The sequence below is a fragment of the Agrobacterium sp. NPDC090283 genome, assembly GCF_044769685.1.
GTDB lineage: Bacteria > Pseudomonadota > Alphaproteobacteria > Rhizobiales > Rhizobiaceae > Agrobacterium.
On record NZ_JBIVYG010000005.1, the window covers coordinates 1 to 13058 of the forward strand.

Annotated in this window: 11 protein-coding genes; 3 read left to right on the top strand and 8 right to left on the bottom strand. The window is 60.4% G+C overall.

Going from position 1 to position 13058, the window contains the following annotated elements:
- The 5 genes from ACIQUH_RS09270 to ACIQUH_RS09290 form a co-directional block, all read right to left on the bottom strand.
- A partial coding sequence (locus tag ACIQUH_RS09270; RefSeq protein WP_162727524.1) for a sugar ABC transporter permease occupies window positions 1–332 on the bottom strand: 332 nt, incomplete at its 3' end.
- 174 nt (window positions 333–506) lie between these two features.
- A complete protein-coding gene (locus ACIQUH_RS09275; protein ID WP_003524929.1) occupies window positions 507–1820 on the bottom strand; it encodes a sugar ABC transporter substrate-binding protein in 1314 nt (437 codons plus the stop codon).
- 144 nt (window positions 1821–1964) lie between these two features.
- On the bottom strand, window positions 1965–2918 hold the full coding sequence (locus tag ACIQUH_RS09280; RefSeq protein WP_400814045.1) for a sugar-binding transcriptional regulator: 954 nt from the start codon (window positions 2916–2918) through the stop codon (window positions 1965–1967).
- Between the two features lie 304 nt (window positions 2919–3222).
- Window positions 3223–5073, bottom strand: a complete 1851-nt coding sequence (locus ACIQUH_RS09285; protein WP_400814047.1) for an ABC transporter ATP-binding protein — start codon at window positions 5071–5073, stop codon at window positions 3223–3225.
- 48 nt (window positions 5074–5121) lie between these two features.
- The gene (locus ACIQUH_RS09290; protein ID WP_400814050.1) at window positions 5122–6285 is read right to left on the bottom strand and encodes a M20 aminoacylase family protein; all 1164 of its coding nucleotides are present in this window, start codon (window positions 6283–6285) and stop codon (window positions 5122–5124) included.
- A 306-nt stretch (window positions 6286–6591) separates the two neighbouring features.
- Here ACIQUH_RS09290 and ACIQUH_RS09295 point away from each other — a divergent pair, with 306 nt between their 5' ends.
- From ACIQUH_RS09295 to ACIQUH_RS09305, 3 genes are all read left to right on the top strand, one after another.
- Window positions 6592–8301, top strand: a complete 1710-nt coding sequence (locus ACIQUH_RS09295) for a peptide ABC transporter substrate-binding protein (protein WP_400814052.1) — start codon at window positions 6592–6594, stop codon at window positions 8299–8301.
- Window positions 8302–8444: 143 nt separating this feature from the next.
- Window positions 8445–9455 (top strand): ABC transporter permease, encoded by a 1011-nt coding sequence (locus ACIQUH_RS09300; protein WP_400814055.1) that lies wholly within the window; start codon window positions 8445–8447, stop codon window positions 9453–9455.
- Window positions 9448–10368 (top strand): ABC transporter permease, encoded by a 921-nt coding sequence (locus ACIQUH_RS09305; RefSeq protein ID WP_400814057.1) that lies wholly within the window; start codon window positions 9448–9450, stop codon window positions 10366–10368. The genes ACIQUH_RS09300 and ACIQUH_RS09305 overlap by 8 nt, the downstream gene beginning before the upstream one ends.
- 154 nt (window positions 10369–10522) lie before the next feature.
- Here the strand turns inward: ACIQUH_RS09305 and ACIQUH_RS09310 are convergent, their stop codons facing one another.
- The 3 genes from ACIQUH_RS09310 to ACIQUH_RS09320 all read right to left on the bottom strand — a co-directional run bounded on the left by ACIQUH_RS09310 (window position 10523) and on the right by ACIQUH_RS09320 (window position 13006).
- Window positions 10523–10873 carry a ribbon-helix-helix domain-containing protein gene (locus ACIQUH_RS09310; protein ID WP_142859062.1) on the bottom strand — a complete coding sequence of 117 codons (351 nt, stop codon included), beginning with the start codon at window positions 10871–10873 and terminating at the stop codon, window positions 10523–10525.
- A gap of 71 nt (window positions 10874–10944) precedes the next feature.
- Complete coding sequence (locus ACIQUH_RS09315) at window positions 10945–11511, bottom strand: DJ-1/PfpI family protein (protein ID WP_400814060.1); 567 nt, start codon at window positions 11509–11511, stop codon at window positions 10945–10947.
- Window positions 11512–11608: 97 nt separating this feature from the next.
- Window positions 11609–13006, bottom strand: coding sequence for an amidase (locus ACIQUH_RS09320; protein WP_400814062.1), 1398 nt, complete (start codon window positions 13004–13006; stop codon window positions 11609–11611).
- Window positions 13007–13058: the final 52 nt, after the last annotated feature.

Here is a 13058-nt window from a genome sequence, read left to right on the forward strand (position 1 = left end):
GGCGAGATGATCATGATGCGCACGATGCCCTGGCCGAAAATGTCATTGTCGAGCAGAAGCGCAATGGCGATGCCGCCGATGACGGTGATCAGAAGTACGCCGCCGACGATCAAAAGCGTGTTCCAGATCGACTGGAAGAAGGCCGGGTCGGTGTAGAAATACTGGTAATTGAAGAGACCCGCAAAGCTGACATTGGCCGGGTTGAGGAGATTGTAGTTCTGGAACGAGAACCACAGCGTCATCGCCAGAGGCACGATCATCCACACCAGCAATAACAGCACCGATGGCGCAAGCATCACCCGCGCCAGACCGCTCGTGTTTCGAGTTGCCATTGCACTCACCTCCCCTTGGGCCTGGGCGTCACGACATGCGCCCGGCATATCCGGAAGAACCGGCTCATTCTTGTTTTGATTTGAAAGGCTTAAACGCCACCGTACAGACCGGCGGCCTGCCATCCCCAAGGTTCGCTGCCCGGCATTGGCGCCGGACAGCGATCTTCGGGAGGATTACTTGATGTAACCGGCGCGGGTCATTTCACGCGTCGCGGTCGACTGGGCGCCCGCAAGCGCATCGTCGACGCTGGACTGACCGGCAACGACCGCCGAGAACAGCTGACCGACCGTGGTGCCGAGCGCCTGGAATTCAGGGATCGCCACGAACTGGCCACCGGTATAAGGCACGGGCTTTACGGTCGGCTTGGTGATGTCGGCGGCATCCATCGCGGCAAGCGTCGGCTTGGCGAAGGCGGCTGCCTTTTCATACTCGGCATTCTTGTAAAGCGAGGTGCGGGTGCCCGGAGGCACGTTTGCCCAGCCTTCCTTTGAAGCGACGAGCTCGGTATATTCCTTGCTGGTTGCCCAGGAGATGAACTTCTCGGCCGCTTCCGCCTTCTGCGAGCTCTTCGGGATCGCGAGGTTCCACGACCACAGCCAGTTGCCATGGTTCTTCAGCTCGCCATGGGTCGGGAAAATGGCGTAACCGACCTTGTCGGCAACGGTGGAATCCTTCGGATTGGAAACGAAGGAAGCAGCAACCGTGGCGTCGATCCACATGCCGCATTTGCCCTGCTGGAACAGCGTCAGGTTTTCGTTGAAGCCGTTGGAGGAGGCACCGGACGGGCCGGCATCCTTCATCAGATCGACGTAGAACTGCAGCGAGCTCTTCCATTCCGGCTGATCGAACTGCGGTTTCCAGTTTTCATCGAACCAGCGGCCGCCGAAGGAGTTGGTGAGCGCGCTGATGAAGGCCATGTTTTCGCCCCAGCCGGCCTTGCCGCGCAGGCAGATGCCGTTGATATCGGCCTTGCGGTCGGTGATCTTGCGGGCGGCGTCGCCGATGAATTCCCAGGTCGGGCTATCCGGCATCTTCAGGCCGGCTTTTTCAAACAGGTCCTTGCGATACATGATCATCGCGGATTCGCCATAGAAAGGCGCGGCGTAAAGCTTGCCTTCGCTGGAGAGGCCGCCGCGGATGGCGGGCAGCAGATCGTCGACGTCATATTTGTCGCCAAGCTTTTCGAGCGGCAGCAGCCAGCCCTGCTTGGCCCAGATCGGCACTTCGTAGTTACCGATGGTCATGATGTCATATTGGCCGCCATTGGTGGCAATATCGGTCGTCACGCGCTCGCGCAGGACGTTTTCTTCAAGCGTCACCCACTCAACCTTGATGTCGGGGTTCTTGGTGGTGAAGTCCGAGGTCAGACCCTGCATGCGGATCATGTCGCCGTTGTTCACGGTGGCAATCGTCAGCGTCTCGGCGGAAGCAAGGGTCGAAAAGGCGAGTGCCGAGCATGCGCCCAGCAAAATGGTCTTCAATGTCATATCTTCCTCCCAGAAGAAAAATGATGAGCATTCGCTTTGCTCTAGGGCATTTACTCACCTCATGGGCAAAAAAGTCAAGCGACATCCTGTGCTGCGACGCACATGGAAAAACCAAGCCTTTGATTTTATGTGTTTAATTTTTGCTCAGTGAGTGAGCAAATATTCGCTCGTCACTTCATCGGTGATGAGGCCGTTCAGCAGACCGCCCCTCAGCGCCGCCAGAATCGAGGCGTTCTTGCGCGCGCCCTGCGCCATGCCGATGATCGTGCAGGTCTCTCGTGAAGGGATGGGAACCGAGGCGACGCGCTCGTTGACGGCGTGCTCGAGAATGTGGCCATTGGCATCATACATCCAGCCGCAAATCTCGCCGACCGCCCCGCTTGCCATCAGCGCCTTCATCTCATCCACACCGAGGAAACCATCGACGCAGAGCGGTGCGTTCTCGCCAAGTTCGCCGACACCGACGAAAGTGACATTGGCCGCAGCGCCGAGCGCCAGCGTGGAGCGCACCATGGACTGGTCATGCAGCAACTCCCGCTCTTCCGCAGAAGAGCAGAGCACCGGCAGCGGCATCGGAAAATGCCTCGCCTTGATGGCATCCGCCATGCTGAAGATGACGTTATAATAGGCGGCCGATCCGTCAGGTCCGATATTTCCCGTCAATGAGACGATGCGATGCTGCGGGCATTCCATCGGCGGCAGCTGGTCTACGGCGGCCTTCAAGGTACGGCCGGTGCCGATGGCGAGCACGATGGGCTCGGCATTTTTCAGCCAGCGCTCGATTTCCGCCGCGCCCGCCTCGGCAATGCCGACGGTGGAGGAGACCCCGGCCGGATCGCTCGGCACCACCTCGATATATCTAAGAGCGAATTTTTCTTTCAGCCGTTCGGCTTTTTCGAGACAGGCGGCGATGGGGTGATCAAGCCGGACCTTGATCAACCGCTCGGCGACGGCAAGCGACACCAGCCGCTGCGCCGATTGCCGGGAAATGCCCATGGCGGCGGCGATCTCATCCTGCGTGCGGCCGGCGACATAATAAAGCCAGCCGGCGCGGGCCGCATCGTCCAGCCGTCCATGTGCGTCGTTTCGTCTGGCCATGCCGCTGCCCTCTAGGAATTATGCTTGCGCATTTGCTGGCATTTTTTTGCGTCGGCTGTCAAACGGGGGATGTGAGAGGAGCGCCTGGTGAGCCTAAATCATTTGGCGTGACGGTGCGGCATTTTTCTTCTCCCCGCCGGGGAGAAGGTGGCCCGAAGGGTCGGATGAGGGGGCAAGCGCAGAGATATACGGAGAGCTTGCCCCCTCATCCCGCTGCCGCGGACTTCTCCCCGGTGGGGAGAAGAAACGCGTGGCGACCGCCCGGTTCCTTACCAGCGCTCAGCCCGAAGCCGGTATTGCTCAATCAAGCCGCTTCCTGCACCAGATGCCCGGCCGAGACCTCGCGGTAATGGCGCTCAGGCGGCACATAATCCACCGGCCGGATCGGGCTTTTGATCTCATCCGTCGCCATGTTGCGCCGGATCTGCCGCCGCGCTGGGTCCGGCACCGGAACGGCGGACATCAGCTTCCTGGTATAGGGATGCTGCGGATTGTCGAAAACCGCCGCACGCGGGCCGATCTCGACGATCTCGCCGAGATACATCACCGCCACACGATGGCTGACGCGCTCCACGACAGCCATATCGTGCGAGATGAACAGGAAAGCCAGATTGAGGCTCTGCTGCAGGTCGAGCAGCAGGTTGCAGACCTGCGCCTTGATCGAGACATCGAGCGCCGAGACCGCCTCATCGGCGACGATCACCTTGGGGTCAAGCATCAGCGAGCGGGCAATGGCGATGCGCTGGCGCTGGCCGCCGGAAAATTCATGCGGGAAGCGCCGCATCATATCCGGGCTCAAGCCGACTTTTTCCAGAAGGTCCGCCGCCTTTTCGCGGGCCTGCGGCTTGGTTCCGAGGCGATGTTCGATAAAGGGCTCCATGATCGCCGTGCCGATGCTCATGCGCGGATCGAGCGAGGCGAAGGGGTCCTGGAAGATCATCTGCACGCTGCGGCGCATGGTGCGCAGCGTCGTCTTGTCGAGCTTCAGCACCTCGTAACCATCGAGCATGACATTGCCGGATGTCGGCTCGATCAACCGGGTGATCGAGCGGCCCGTGGTGGACTTGCCGCAACCCGATTCACCCACGAGAGACAGGGTTTCGCCCTTGGCGAGATCGAAGGAGACCTTTTCCACCGCATGCACGGCACCGGATTTGCGACCGAAAAGGCCGGTGCGGATATCGAAACGAGTGGTGAGGTCCTTGACCGAAAGAATGGGCGTGCGGCCGCCGGAGACCGTGTCCTTCACCTCCGCGACCGGCTGGCTTTCGCCGGTCTTGATATCGATGATCGGGAAACGGGCCGGCAGCACCCGCGACCTCATCGAGCCGAGCTTCGGCACCGCCGAAAGCAGCGCCCGCGTATAGGGATGGCGGCCGCGATGGAAGATGTCGTCGGTGGTGCCGGTTTCCACCACATCGCCGCGGAACATGACGATGGTGCGGTCCGAGACTTCCGCCACCACACCCATATCATGGGTGATGAACAGGACCGACATGCCCTCTTCTTCCTGCAGCGTCTTGATGAGGTCGAGAATCTGGCCCTGAATGGTGACGTCAAGCGCCGTCGTCGGCTCGTCCGCGATCAGCAGCTTCGGTTTGGAGGCGAGCGCCATGGCGATCATCACGCGCTGGCGCATGCCGCCGGAAAACTGGTGCGGATAATCGTCGAAACGGTTCTTCGCATTGGGAATACGGACCTTCTCAAGCAGGCGGATGACCTCGGCGCGCGCGGCGGAAGAGGAAATATCCTGATGTACGGTCAGCGCCTCGGCGATCTGCTTGCCGATCGGGAAGATCGGGTTGAGGCTGGTCATCGGCTCCTGGAAGATCATCGAAATGTCTTTTCCGCGAACCTTGCGCATCTCCTCTTCCGGCAGCGCCAGCAAATTGCGGCCGCCGAGCATGACGCTGCCCTCGATCTGGCTCGTCTTTTTATCGAGCAGCCGCATGATGGAGAGCGAAGTGACGCTTTTGCCCGAACCGCTCTCACCGACGATCGCCACCGTTTCGCGCGGCGCGATCTCGAAACTCATATTGCGGACCACGGATTTCCAGCCGCCATCGACGCGAAAGGATGTGGTGAGATTCTGAACCGATAGAACCGGGCTTACCGAACCGCCGGTCTGTTCCATTGATGTCGCCGCCAAAAGCATGCCGATCTCCTGAAAAGCAGAAGGCGGCCACGAGGGCCGCCGGATGTCTTATGCAGCAAGTGCGGTTTCGGCCATCGAAACCCAGTAGCTGATGCCATAGGGCAGCGCATCGTCGTTGAAATCGTAAGCCGCATTGTGCAGCCCGGCGGTATCGCCATTGCCGATGAAGATGAAGGCGCCGGGGCGCGCTTCCAGCATGTAGGAAAAATCCTCGGCGCCCATATGCGGGTTGGGATTGGTGTTGACGGCGTTGGCACCCGCCACGCCCATCGCCACGCCGGTCGCAAATTCGGTTTCGTCGCTGTGGTTGAAGGTGACGGGATAACCGCGATGATATTTCACCTCCACGGTCGCGCCATGCGCCATGGCGGTGGCGGTCGCCACTTCCTTCAGGCGCTTTTCGGCGAAATCGCGGGTTTCCGGCAGAAGCGTGCGCACGGTCCCGGTCAGCGTTACCGAACCCGGAATGACGTTGACGGCCGTGCCGCCATGGGTGGTGGCGACGGTGACGACCAGCGATTTCAACGGGTCCGTTTCCCGCGAGACGATGGATTGCAGGGCGATGATTATATGTGCAGAGGTCAGCACCGGATCGATGGAAAGATGTGGTGCGGCCGCATGGCTGCCCTTGCCGGTGATGACGATCTCGAAACTATCCGCCGCCGCCATGGTGGAACCCTTGCGGATGGCGAATTGCCCGACGGGAATGCCCGGCTCATTATGCATGCCATAGACCTGCGAAATGCCGAATTTATCCATCATGCCGTCGTTCAGCATGGCGAGCGCACCCGCACCGCCCTCTTCGGCGGGCTGGAAGATCACGGCCACGGAACCCTTGAAATTGCGGGTCTCGGCCAGATATTGCGCCGCACCCAGAAGCATGGCGGTATGCCCGTCATGACCGCAGGAATGGGCCTTGCCCGGCGTCTTAGACGCCCAGGGCTTGCCGCTCGTCTCGAGGATCGGCAGCGCGTCCATGTCGGAGCGGAAACCGATGGTCGGGCCATCCCCGTGCCGCCCCTTGATGATGCCGACCACGCCGGTCTTGCCAATGCCCGTCTCGACCACGTCGCAGCCGAAGGATTTCAGTTTTTCGGCAACGAATTTCGATGTTTCGAAGACATCGTAGAGCAGTTCCGGGTGTTCATGCAGATGGCGCCTCCAGCCGGCAACGTCTTCCTGCATTTCAGCCACACGGTTCAATATCGGCATTCTCTTTTTCCCTTTTTTTGTTCCCCGCCGGGTTGTCGGACGCCATATTGCGTTTGGAATTTCTCGTTTTGCAAGCATGAAATTTGCTGCATGAGCGAAAAATAGGCCCAAAACTGAATGGCTCAAATTTTGTTCATCAAAGAGACATTGGGACTTGCTTTTCAAAAAAACTGACAATAGCATCATCGGGAATGGAGGATTATTCCTTAGCAAAGTCAAATACTTAGAACAAAAGACCTTGCACATGACGACAGGAAAAGCGTCAAACATTCAAACAGATAAAATCCAAAAAGGGGAAAAACCACGATGAAGAAGCGCAGCGTTCTCTTTGCCAGCACGGTGGCGGCCATGGCTCTCGCAGGCTCTGCCGCCCATGCCGAGCGCGGCAGTGACGGCGAACTGAAAATCCTGTTCTGGCAGGCCGTATCGACACTTAACCCTTATCTTTCCGCTGGCACGAAGGAAGTCTACAGCTCGTCCATGGTGATTGAGCCGCTGGCGCGTTACGACGAAAAGGGTGAACTGGTGCCGATGCTGGTCACCGAAATTCCGACGATCGACAATGGCGGCGTCGCGAAGGATCTGCTCAGCATGACCTGGAAGCTGAAAAGCGACGTGAAATGGTCTGACGGTACGCCGTTCACCGCCGAGGACGTGATCTTCACCTGGAAATATTGCCTCGCACCGGATGGCGGCTGCGCGCAGGCGGCGCAATATGAGGGCGTGAAGAATGTCGAAGCCGTCGACGCCCATACCGTCAAGATCAGCTTCACCGAACCGAAACCTTACCCCTATTCCGCATTCGTCGGCGCACAGTCGCCGGTCATTCAGAAGAAGCAGTTTGAAAACTGCGTCGGCGCTGCCGCACCCGGCTGCACATCCGCCAATTTCGGTCCCATCGGCACCGGCCCCTTCGTGGTCAAGGATTTCAAGCCGAATGACGTGATCAGCTTCGTCGCCAACACCAATTATCGCGACCCCGCCAAGCCCGCCTTCGCCACGGCGACCCTGAAGGGCGGCGGCGATGCCGCTTCCGCCGCGCGCGCCGTGCTGGAAACCGGCGAATTCGACTATGCCTGGAACATGCAGGTGGAGCCGGAAATTCTCGCGACCATGGTGGCCGCCGGTAAAGGCAAGCTGGAAACCGCCTTCGGCACGCAGGTCGAGCGTATCAATCTCAACTGGTACAATCCCGATCCTTCGCTGGGCGACAAGCGCTCCACCAAGCAGGGCGGCCCGCACCCGGCCATATCAGACCCGGCCGTGCGCCGTGCGCTTTCGCTTGCCATCGACCGCGATATCATCGACGAGGCCGGTTACGGCGAAGCGGGCAAGCCGACCTGCAACATCGTGCCGGCTCCGGAAGCCTTCGCTTCCACCAAGAATGACAGCTGGTGCCTGAAGCAGGATGTGGAAGGTGCAAACAAGCTGCTGGACGACGCCGGCTGGGTGAAGGGTGCAGATGGCATTCGCGCCAAGGATGGCGTGAAGCTCTCCTTCCTCTACCAGACCTCCACCAACTCGGTTCGCCAGGCCACGCAGGAACTGGTGAAGGACATGTGGTCGCAGATCGGCGTCGCTTCCGAACTGCGCAATGTCAGCGCCTCGGTCTTCTTCGGCGGCGATCCGGCGAGCCCGGACACCTTCCAGAAGTTCTATGCCGACGTCGAAATGTACACCAACAATTTCGATGGCACGGACCCGGAAAAATATCTGGCGGAATGGCTGTGCGACAAGATTCCCGCGCCTGAAAATGGCTGGCAGGGCCAGAATATTCCGCGTTATTGCAACCCGGAATTCGACAAGCTGGTGGGTGAACTCTCCAAGACCGCCGACCTTGCCAAGCGCGGAGAGATTTCCAAGCAGCTCAACGACATGCTGACGGAGGAAGGCGCGCATATTCCGCTCATCCACCGCGGCAGCGTTTCCTCGCATTCGCTGACGCTGGAAGGCGTTCGCATGAATGCCTGGGATTCGGAACTCTGGAACGTCGCGGACTGGTCCCGCAAGAAATAACACGCGGATGCGCCGGCTTCTCCCCCCGGAGAGGCCGGCCTTCTGCATGCCCCTGGACCATGTTCTGAAGACACATTTGCCGCGTTACGGCGAAAACGCTCCCAATTTTCGTCCTGCCGCGCTCTGGGTCTGGAGAGTTTCAGATGTTTACCTTTACGCTCCGGCGGCTTGCCTTTGCCGTACCGACGCTGCTCGTCATCAGCTTCGTCATCTTCGCGCTGCTCGATCTTGCGCCGAACGACCCGACCGGCGACCTGCCGCTCACCATTCCGCCGGAAGTGCGCGAAAAGATCCGCGCCTCGCTCGGTCTCGACCAGCCCTTCCTCATCCGTTATCTGATGTGGCTGCAGCAATTCTTCATCAACGAACCGCTGAACCTCTTCGAAAGGCTGACCGGCTGGCAGATCGGCGATGGCAGCCGTATGCGGGTGCTCTCCTGGGCGACACGCAGCCCGGTGGTCGATCTCGTCATCCAGCGCATGCCGCAGACGCTGTGGGTGGTGGGCCTTGCCTATCTCTTCGGTGCGCTGCTGGCGATCCCGATCGGCGTCATTTCCGCCTATAAGCAATATTCGATCTTCGACCAGATCGGCACCTTCGTCTCCATGGTCGGTTATTCGGTGCCGACCTTCTTCACCGGCGTGCTGCTGGTCGTTATCTTCAGCTCCTATCTGCAATGGTTCCCATCCGTTTACGACACCAATCTGAGGGTCTCGGACTGGGCAAGCTTTGTAGCGCAGGTGAAGCAGATGTTCCTGCCGGTGCTGGTGCTGACGCTCTACAACGTCTCGCAGATCAGCCGCTTCGTGCGCGCCTCCATGCTCGACAATCTGCATCAGGACTATGTGCGCACGGCACGCGCCAAGGGCGTGAAGGAAAAATCCGTGCTGCTCGTCCACGTGCTGCGCAACAGCCTGATCCCGGTCGTCACCGTCATCGCACTCGGCGTGCCGACGATCTTTTCCGGCGCCATCATCACCGAGCAGATATTCCGCGTGAACGGGCTCGGCCAATTGCTGATAACAGCCGTTCAGGGGGCGGATATCCCGCTGGTGCAGACGCTGACCTTCATTTTCGCGGTGCTGATCGTGCTCTTCAACCTGATTGCCGACGTGCTGTACGGCATTCTCGACCCGAGGATCCGCTATGACTGACGCCACCATCGCAGCGCCGACGGTTGCGGCCACCCCCACGCAATCCGCCCTTGCCGATATCTGGAAACAGTTCCGCGTCCACAAGGGTGGCGTGGCGGGGCTCTTCGTCTTCGTCTTCATCCTGCTTGCGGTCTATGTCGGCCCCTATATCCACACCGTGGCGCCCAACGCTATCAATGTGAAGGCGCGCAACCAGTGGCCGTCGCTCGCGCATCCCTTCGGCACCGACAATCTCGGCAAGGACATGCTGGCGCAGGTTCTGGCCGGCGGGCGCATCTCGCTTGCCGTCGGCATCACCGCCATGCTGCTGGCGCTGTTTCTCGGTACGCTGGTGGGGGTGCTATCAGGCTATTTCCGAAATCTGGATGGGCCGCTGATGCGGTTGACGGACCTGTTCCTGGCGCTACCGCTTTTGCCACTGCTGCTCGTCATCCTGATGCTGTTTCGCGATACGCTGCGTGCCGCCTTCGGACCCGAAACCGGCATCTTCATCCTGATCGTTTTCGTGATCGGGATAACCAGCTGGATGCATACCGCGCGTATCGTGCGCGGCGATGTGCTGACGATCAAAAGCCAGGAATTCATCATGGCGGCGAAATCGAGCGGCATGCGCGAATATCGCATCATTCTGCGGCATATATTGCCGAATGTGCTGAGTTCGATCATGGTCTCGGCCACGCTCGGCATTGCCGCCGCCATCATCACGGAATCGGCGCTCTCCTTCCTCGGCCTCGGCTTTCCCTCCGACTTTCCGACCTGGGGACGGCTGCTGTTTGATGGCGCCAACTTCCTGCAGCTGACGCCATCGCGCGTGCTGTGGCCGGGGCTGGCGATTTCGCTGACGGTTCTGAGTGTGAATTACATCGGCGATGCCGTGCGTGATGCGCTCGATCCGAGGGCGCTGAAGAGCTGAGGAGACGCCGTTCCCTGCGTCACAAGAACCTCTCCACCGTCATCCTCGGGCTTGACCCGAGGATCCATTGCCGTACGTGATGGTGGATCCTCGGGTCAAGCCCGAGGATGACGTCGAATACAAGTTGACCAACTATCAAGCGCAAAGTTGCCAACTAGTGATAATTCACCTTCTCCGCATCGAGAATGCTGTCCGCATCCAGCGCCGCAATCGGAATATCCGTCCGCGCCGGAATATCGCCGGAAAGCTGAAGCGCGAGATAACGCCCGCAGCAGACCCGCAGGAACGAGGTGAAGTTGCCGAGATCGTGCCCGGCATCGATCGATTCATTATAAAGCTTGGCAATGAGCTGCACGCTGTTCATGCCATCGCGCCGTGCGATCTCGTCCAGCGTCGCCCAGAAGAAATTTTCAAGCCGCACACTCGTGACCATACCATCGATCCTGAGCGACCGCGTATGGCTTTCCCAAAGCGTGGGGTCTGCCTTGATGAAGAGCTTGCACATGGTTTCCTCCCTCACCACGCTCACAAGGATAGGCGGAAAACGGGGCCGGAAAAAGCCCCGTTCCGCCGGTCTTATTTGCCGAGCACGGCCATGAATTGCGAAAGCCAGGCCGGATGCGCCGGCCATGCGGGCGCCGTGACAAGCTTGCCGTCGGTGACGGCCGCATCGATGGCGATATCGGCATAGATGCCGCCGGCCAACTCGACTTCGGGGCGGCAGGCGGGATAGGCCGAGCAGGTGCGGCCCTTGAGCACGCCCGCAGCCGCCAGCAATTGCGCACCGTGGCAGACGGCCGCCACCGGCTTGTCGGCCTCGAAAAAGTGTTTCACCGCCGAGAGCACATCCGCATTGAGGCGGAGATATTCCGGCGCGCGACCGCCCGGAATGACCAGCGCATCGTAATCCGCCACCTTGATATCGGCGAAGGTGGCGTTGAGCGCGAAATTATGGCCGCGTTTTTCCGAATAGGTCTGGTCGCCTTCGAAATCATGGATGGCCGTGGCGATGGTCTGGCCCGCCTTCTTGCCGGGGCAGACGGCATGCACCGTGTGGCCAACCGCAAGCAGCGTCTGGAACGGCACCATGGTCTCATAATCCTCGGCGAAATCGCCGGTGATCATCAAAATCGTCTTCGGCATGTCTGCTCCTCCCGTTTTCGAATGCCTTTACGCAACCTAACAGGCCGGGCGCAGATGCGGGTATTATGGCAATACTACATGGCCGATAAAGGTGGGATCAGCGGGCCTGCGGCGGCTGCGGCCAGTGTTTTACACCACCGCCCCAATCCTCGAAGGCCCTGGACAGTTTGAGCACGAACAGATCCTCGTAACGGGGACCGACGATCTGCAGGCCGATCGGCATGCCGGAAGTAGAGAAACCGCAATTGATCGAGGATGCGGGCTGTTCCGACATGTTCCACGGCACGGTGAAGGCGATATGTTCGAAAGCGCGTGCGGGATCGTTGGTGGGTGAGGCCCAGTCCGCCGGATAGGACACGATGGGATTGGTGGGTGAGATCACCGCATCCACCTCCCGCATCAGCCGCCCGCAGGCTCTGCGCATTTCCATGGTCTGGTTGAAACCGAAGACCGCACGCGAACCGGTGACCTCCGCCCCCTTCCCGGCCCATTCGAGGATATAGGGGAGGATCGCCGCGCGGCGTTCATCGCTCAGCGCCGCCATATCGCCCCAGAATTTCGCGCGCCAGAAATCGTCCAGCCCATCCAGCATCGCGCGCGTCAGCACCGGCTCGACCGGAATGACGATGGCGCCGGCCACCTCGAACAGCTTCGCGGCGGAAAGCACGGCGTCCCGCACTTCATCCTCCAGCGGCAGGCCGCAGCCGGCATCCAGCATCAGGCCGATCTTCAGGCCTTTCACATCGATATCGAGATCCATCCAGTCAATGGTGTTCGGCGGCAGCGAGGTGCCGTCCCGCCAGTCGGGCCGCGAAAGCGTCGCCATGGCATAGGCGGCATCAACCACCGTGCGGGTCATCGGGCCGGCGCAGCGGCCGGTATAATAGGGATCGACCGGGATGCGGCCCTGGCTCGGCTTGAAACCGAAGAGCCCGGTCCACCCGGCCGGCAGCCGCACCGAGCCGCCAATATCCGTGCCGACATGCAGCGTGCCATACCCCGCCGCACCCGCCGAGGCCGCGCCGGCACTGGAGCCGCCGGGGTTCTGGGTGGGATCCCACGGATTGCGGCTGAGCTTGTGGAAGCTGGAAAGGCCGGAGGAGAGCATGCCATAATCCGGGCAGGTGGTCTTGGCGTAGAGGATTGCGCCGTCTTCCCGGCAGCGGGCGGCCACCGGCGCGTCCTCCAGCGCCGGAACCAGTTCCACCGCCTTCGTGCCAAGCGGTACGGGATGGCCTTTCGTGGCGATGAGCTCCTTCAGCGAGACCGGAAGCCCATCGAGCGGGCCGAGCGTCTCGCCCTTCCGCCAACGCTCCGTCGAAGCCGCTGCCTGCCTGCGGGCATCTTCCGGGTCGTAGGCATAAAGTGCATTCACAGTTGGCTCGAAAGCCTCGATGCGCGCCTCCACCGCCTGCCAATATTCCGAGGGCGACAGCGTCTTTTCCCGGTAAAGCGCCAGGATTTCGAGCGTGTTGAGGTCTATGAGATCGGTCATGGCATCGTCTCGTCAAAAAAACAGGAAATGGGGGCGATATCGGCTTTAGGCG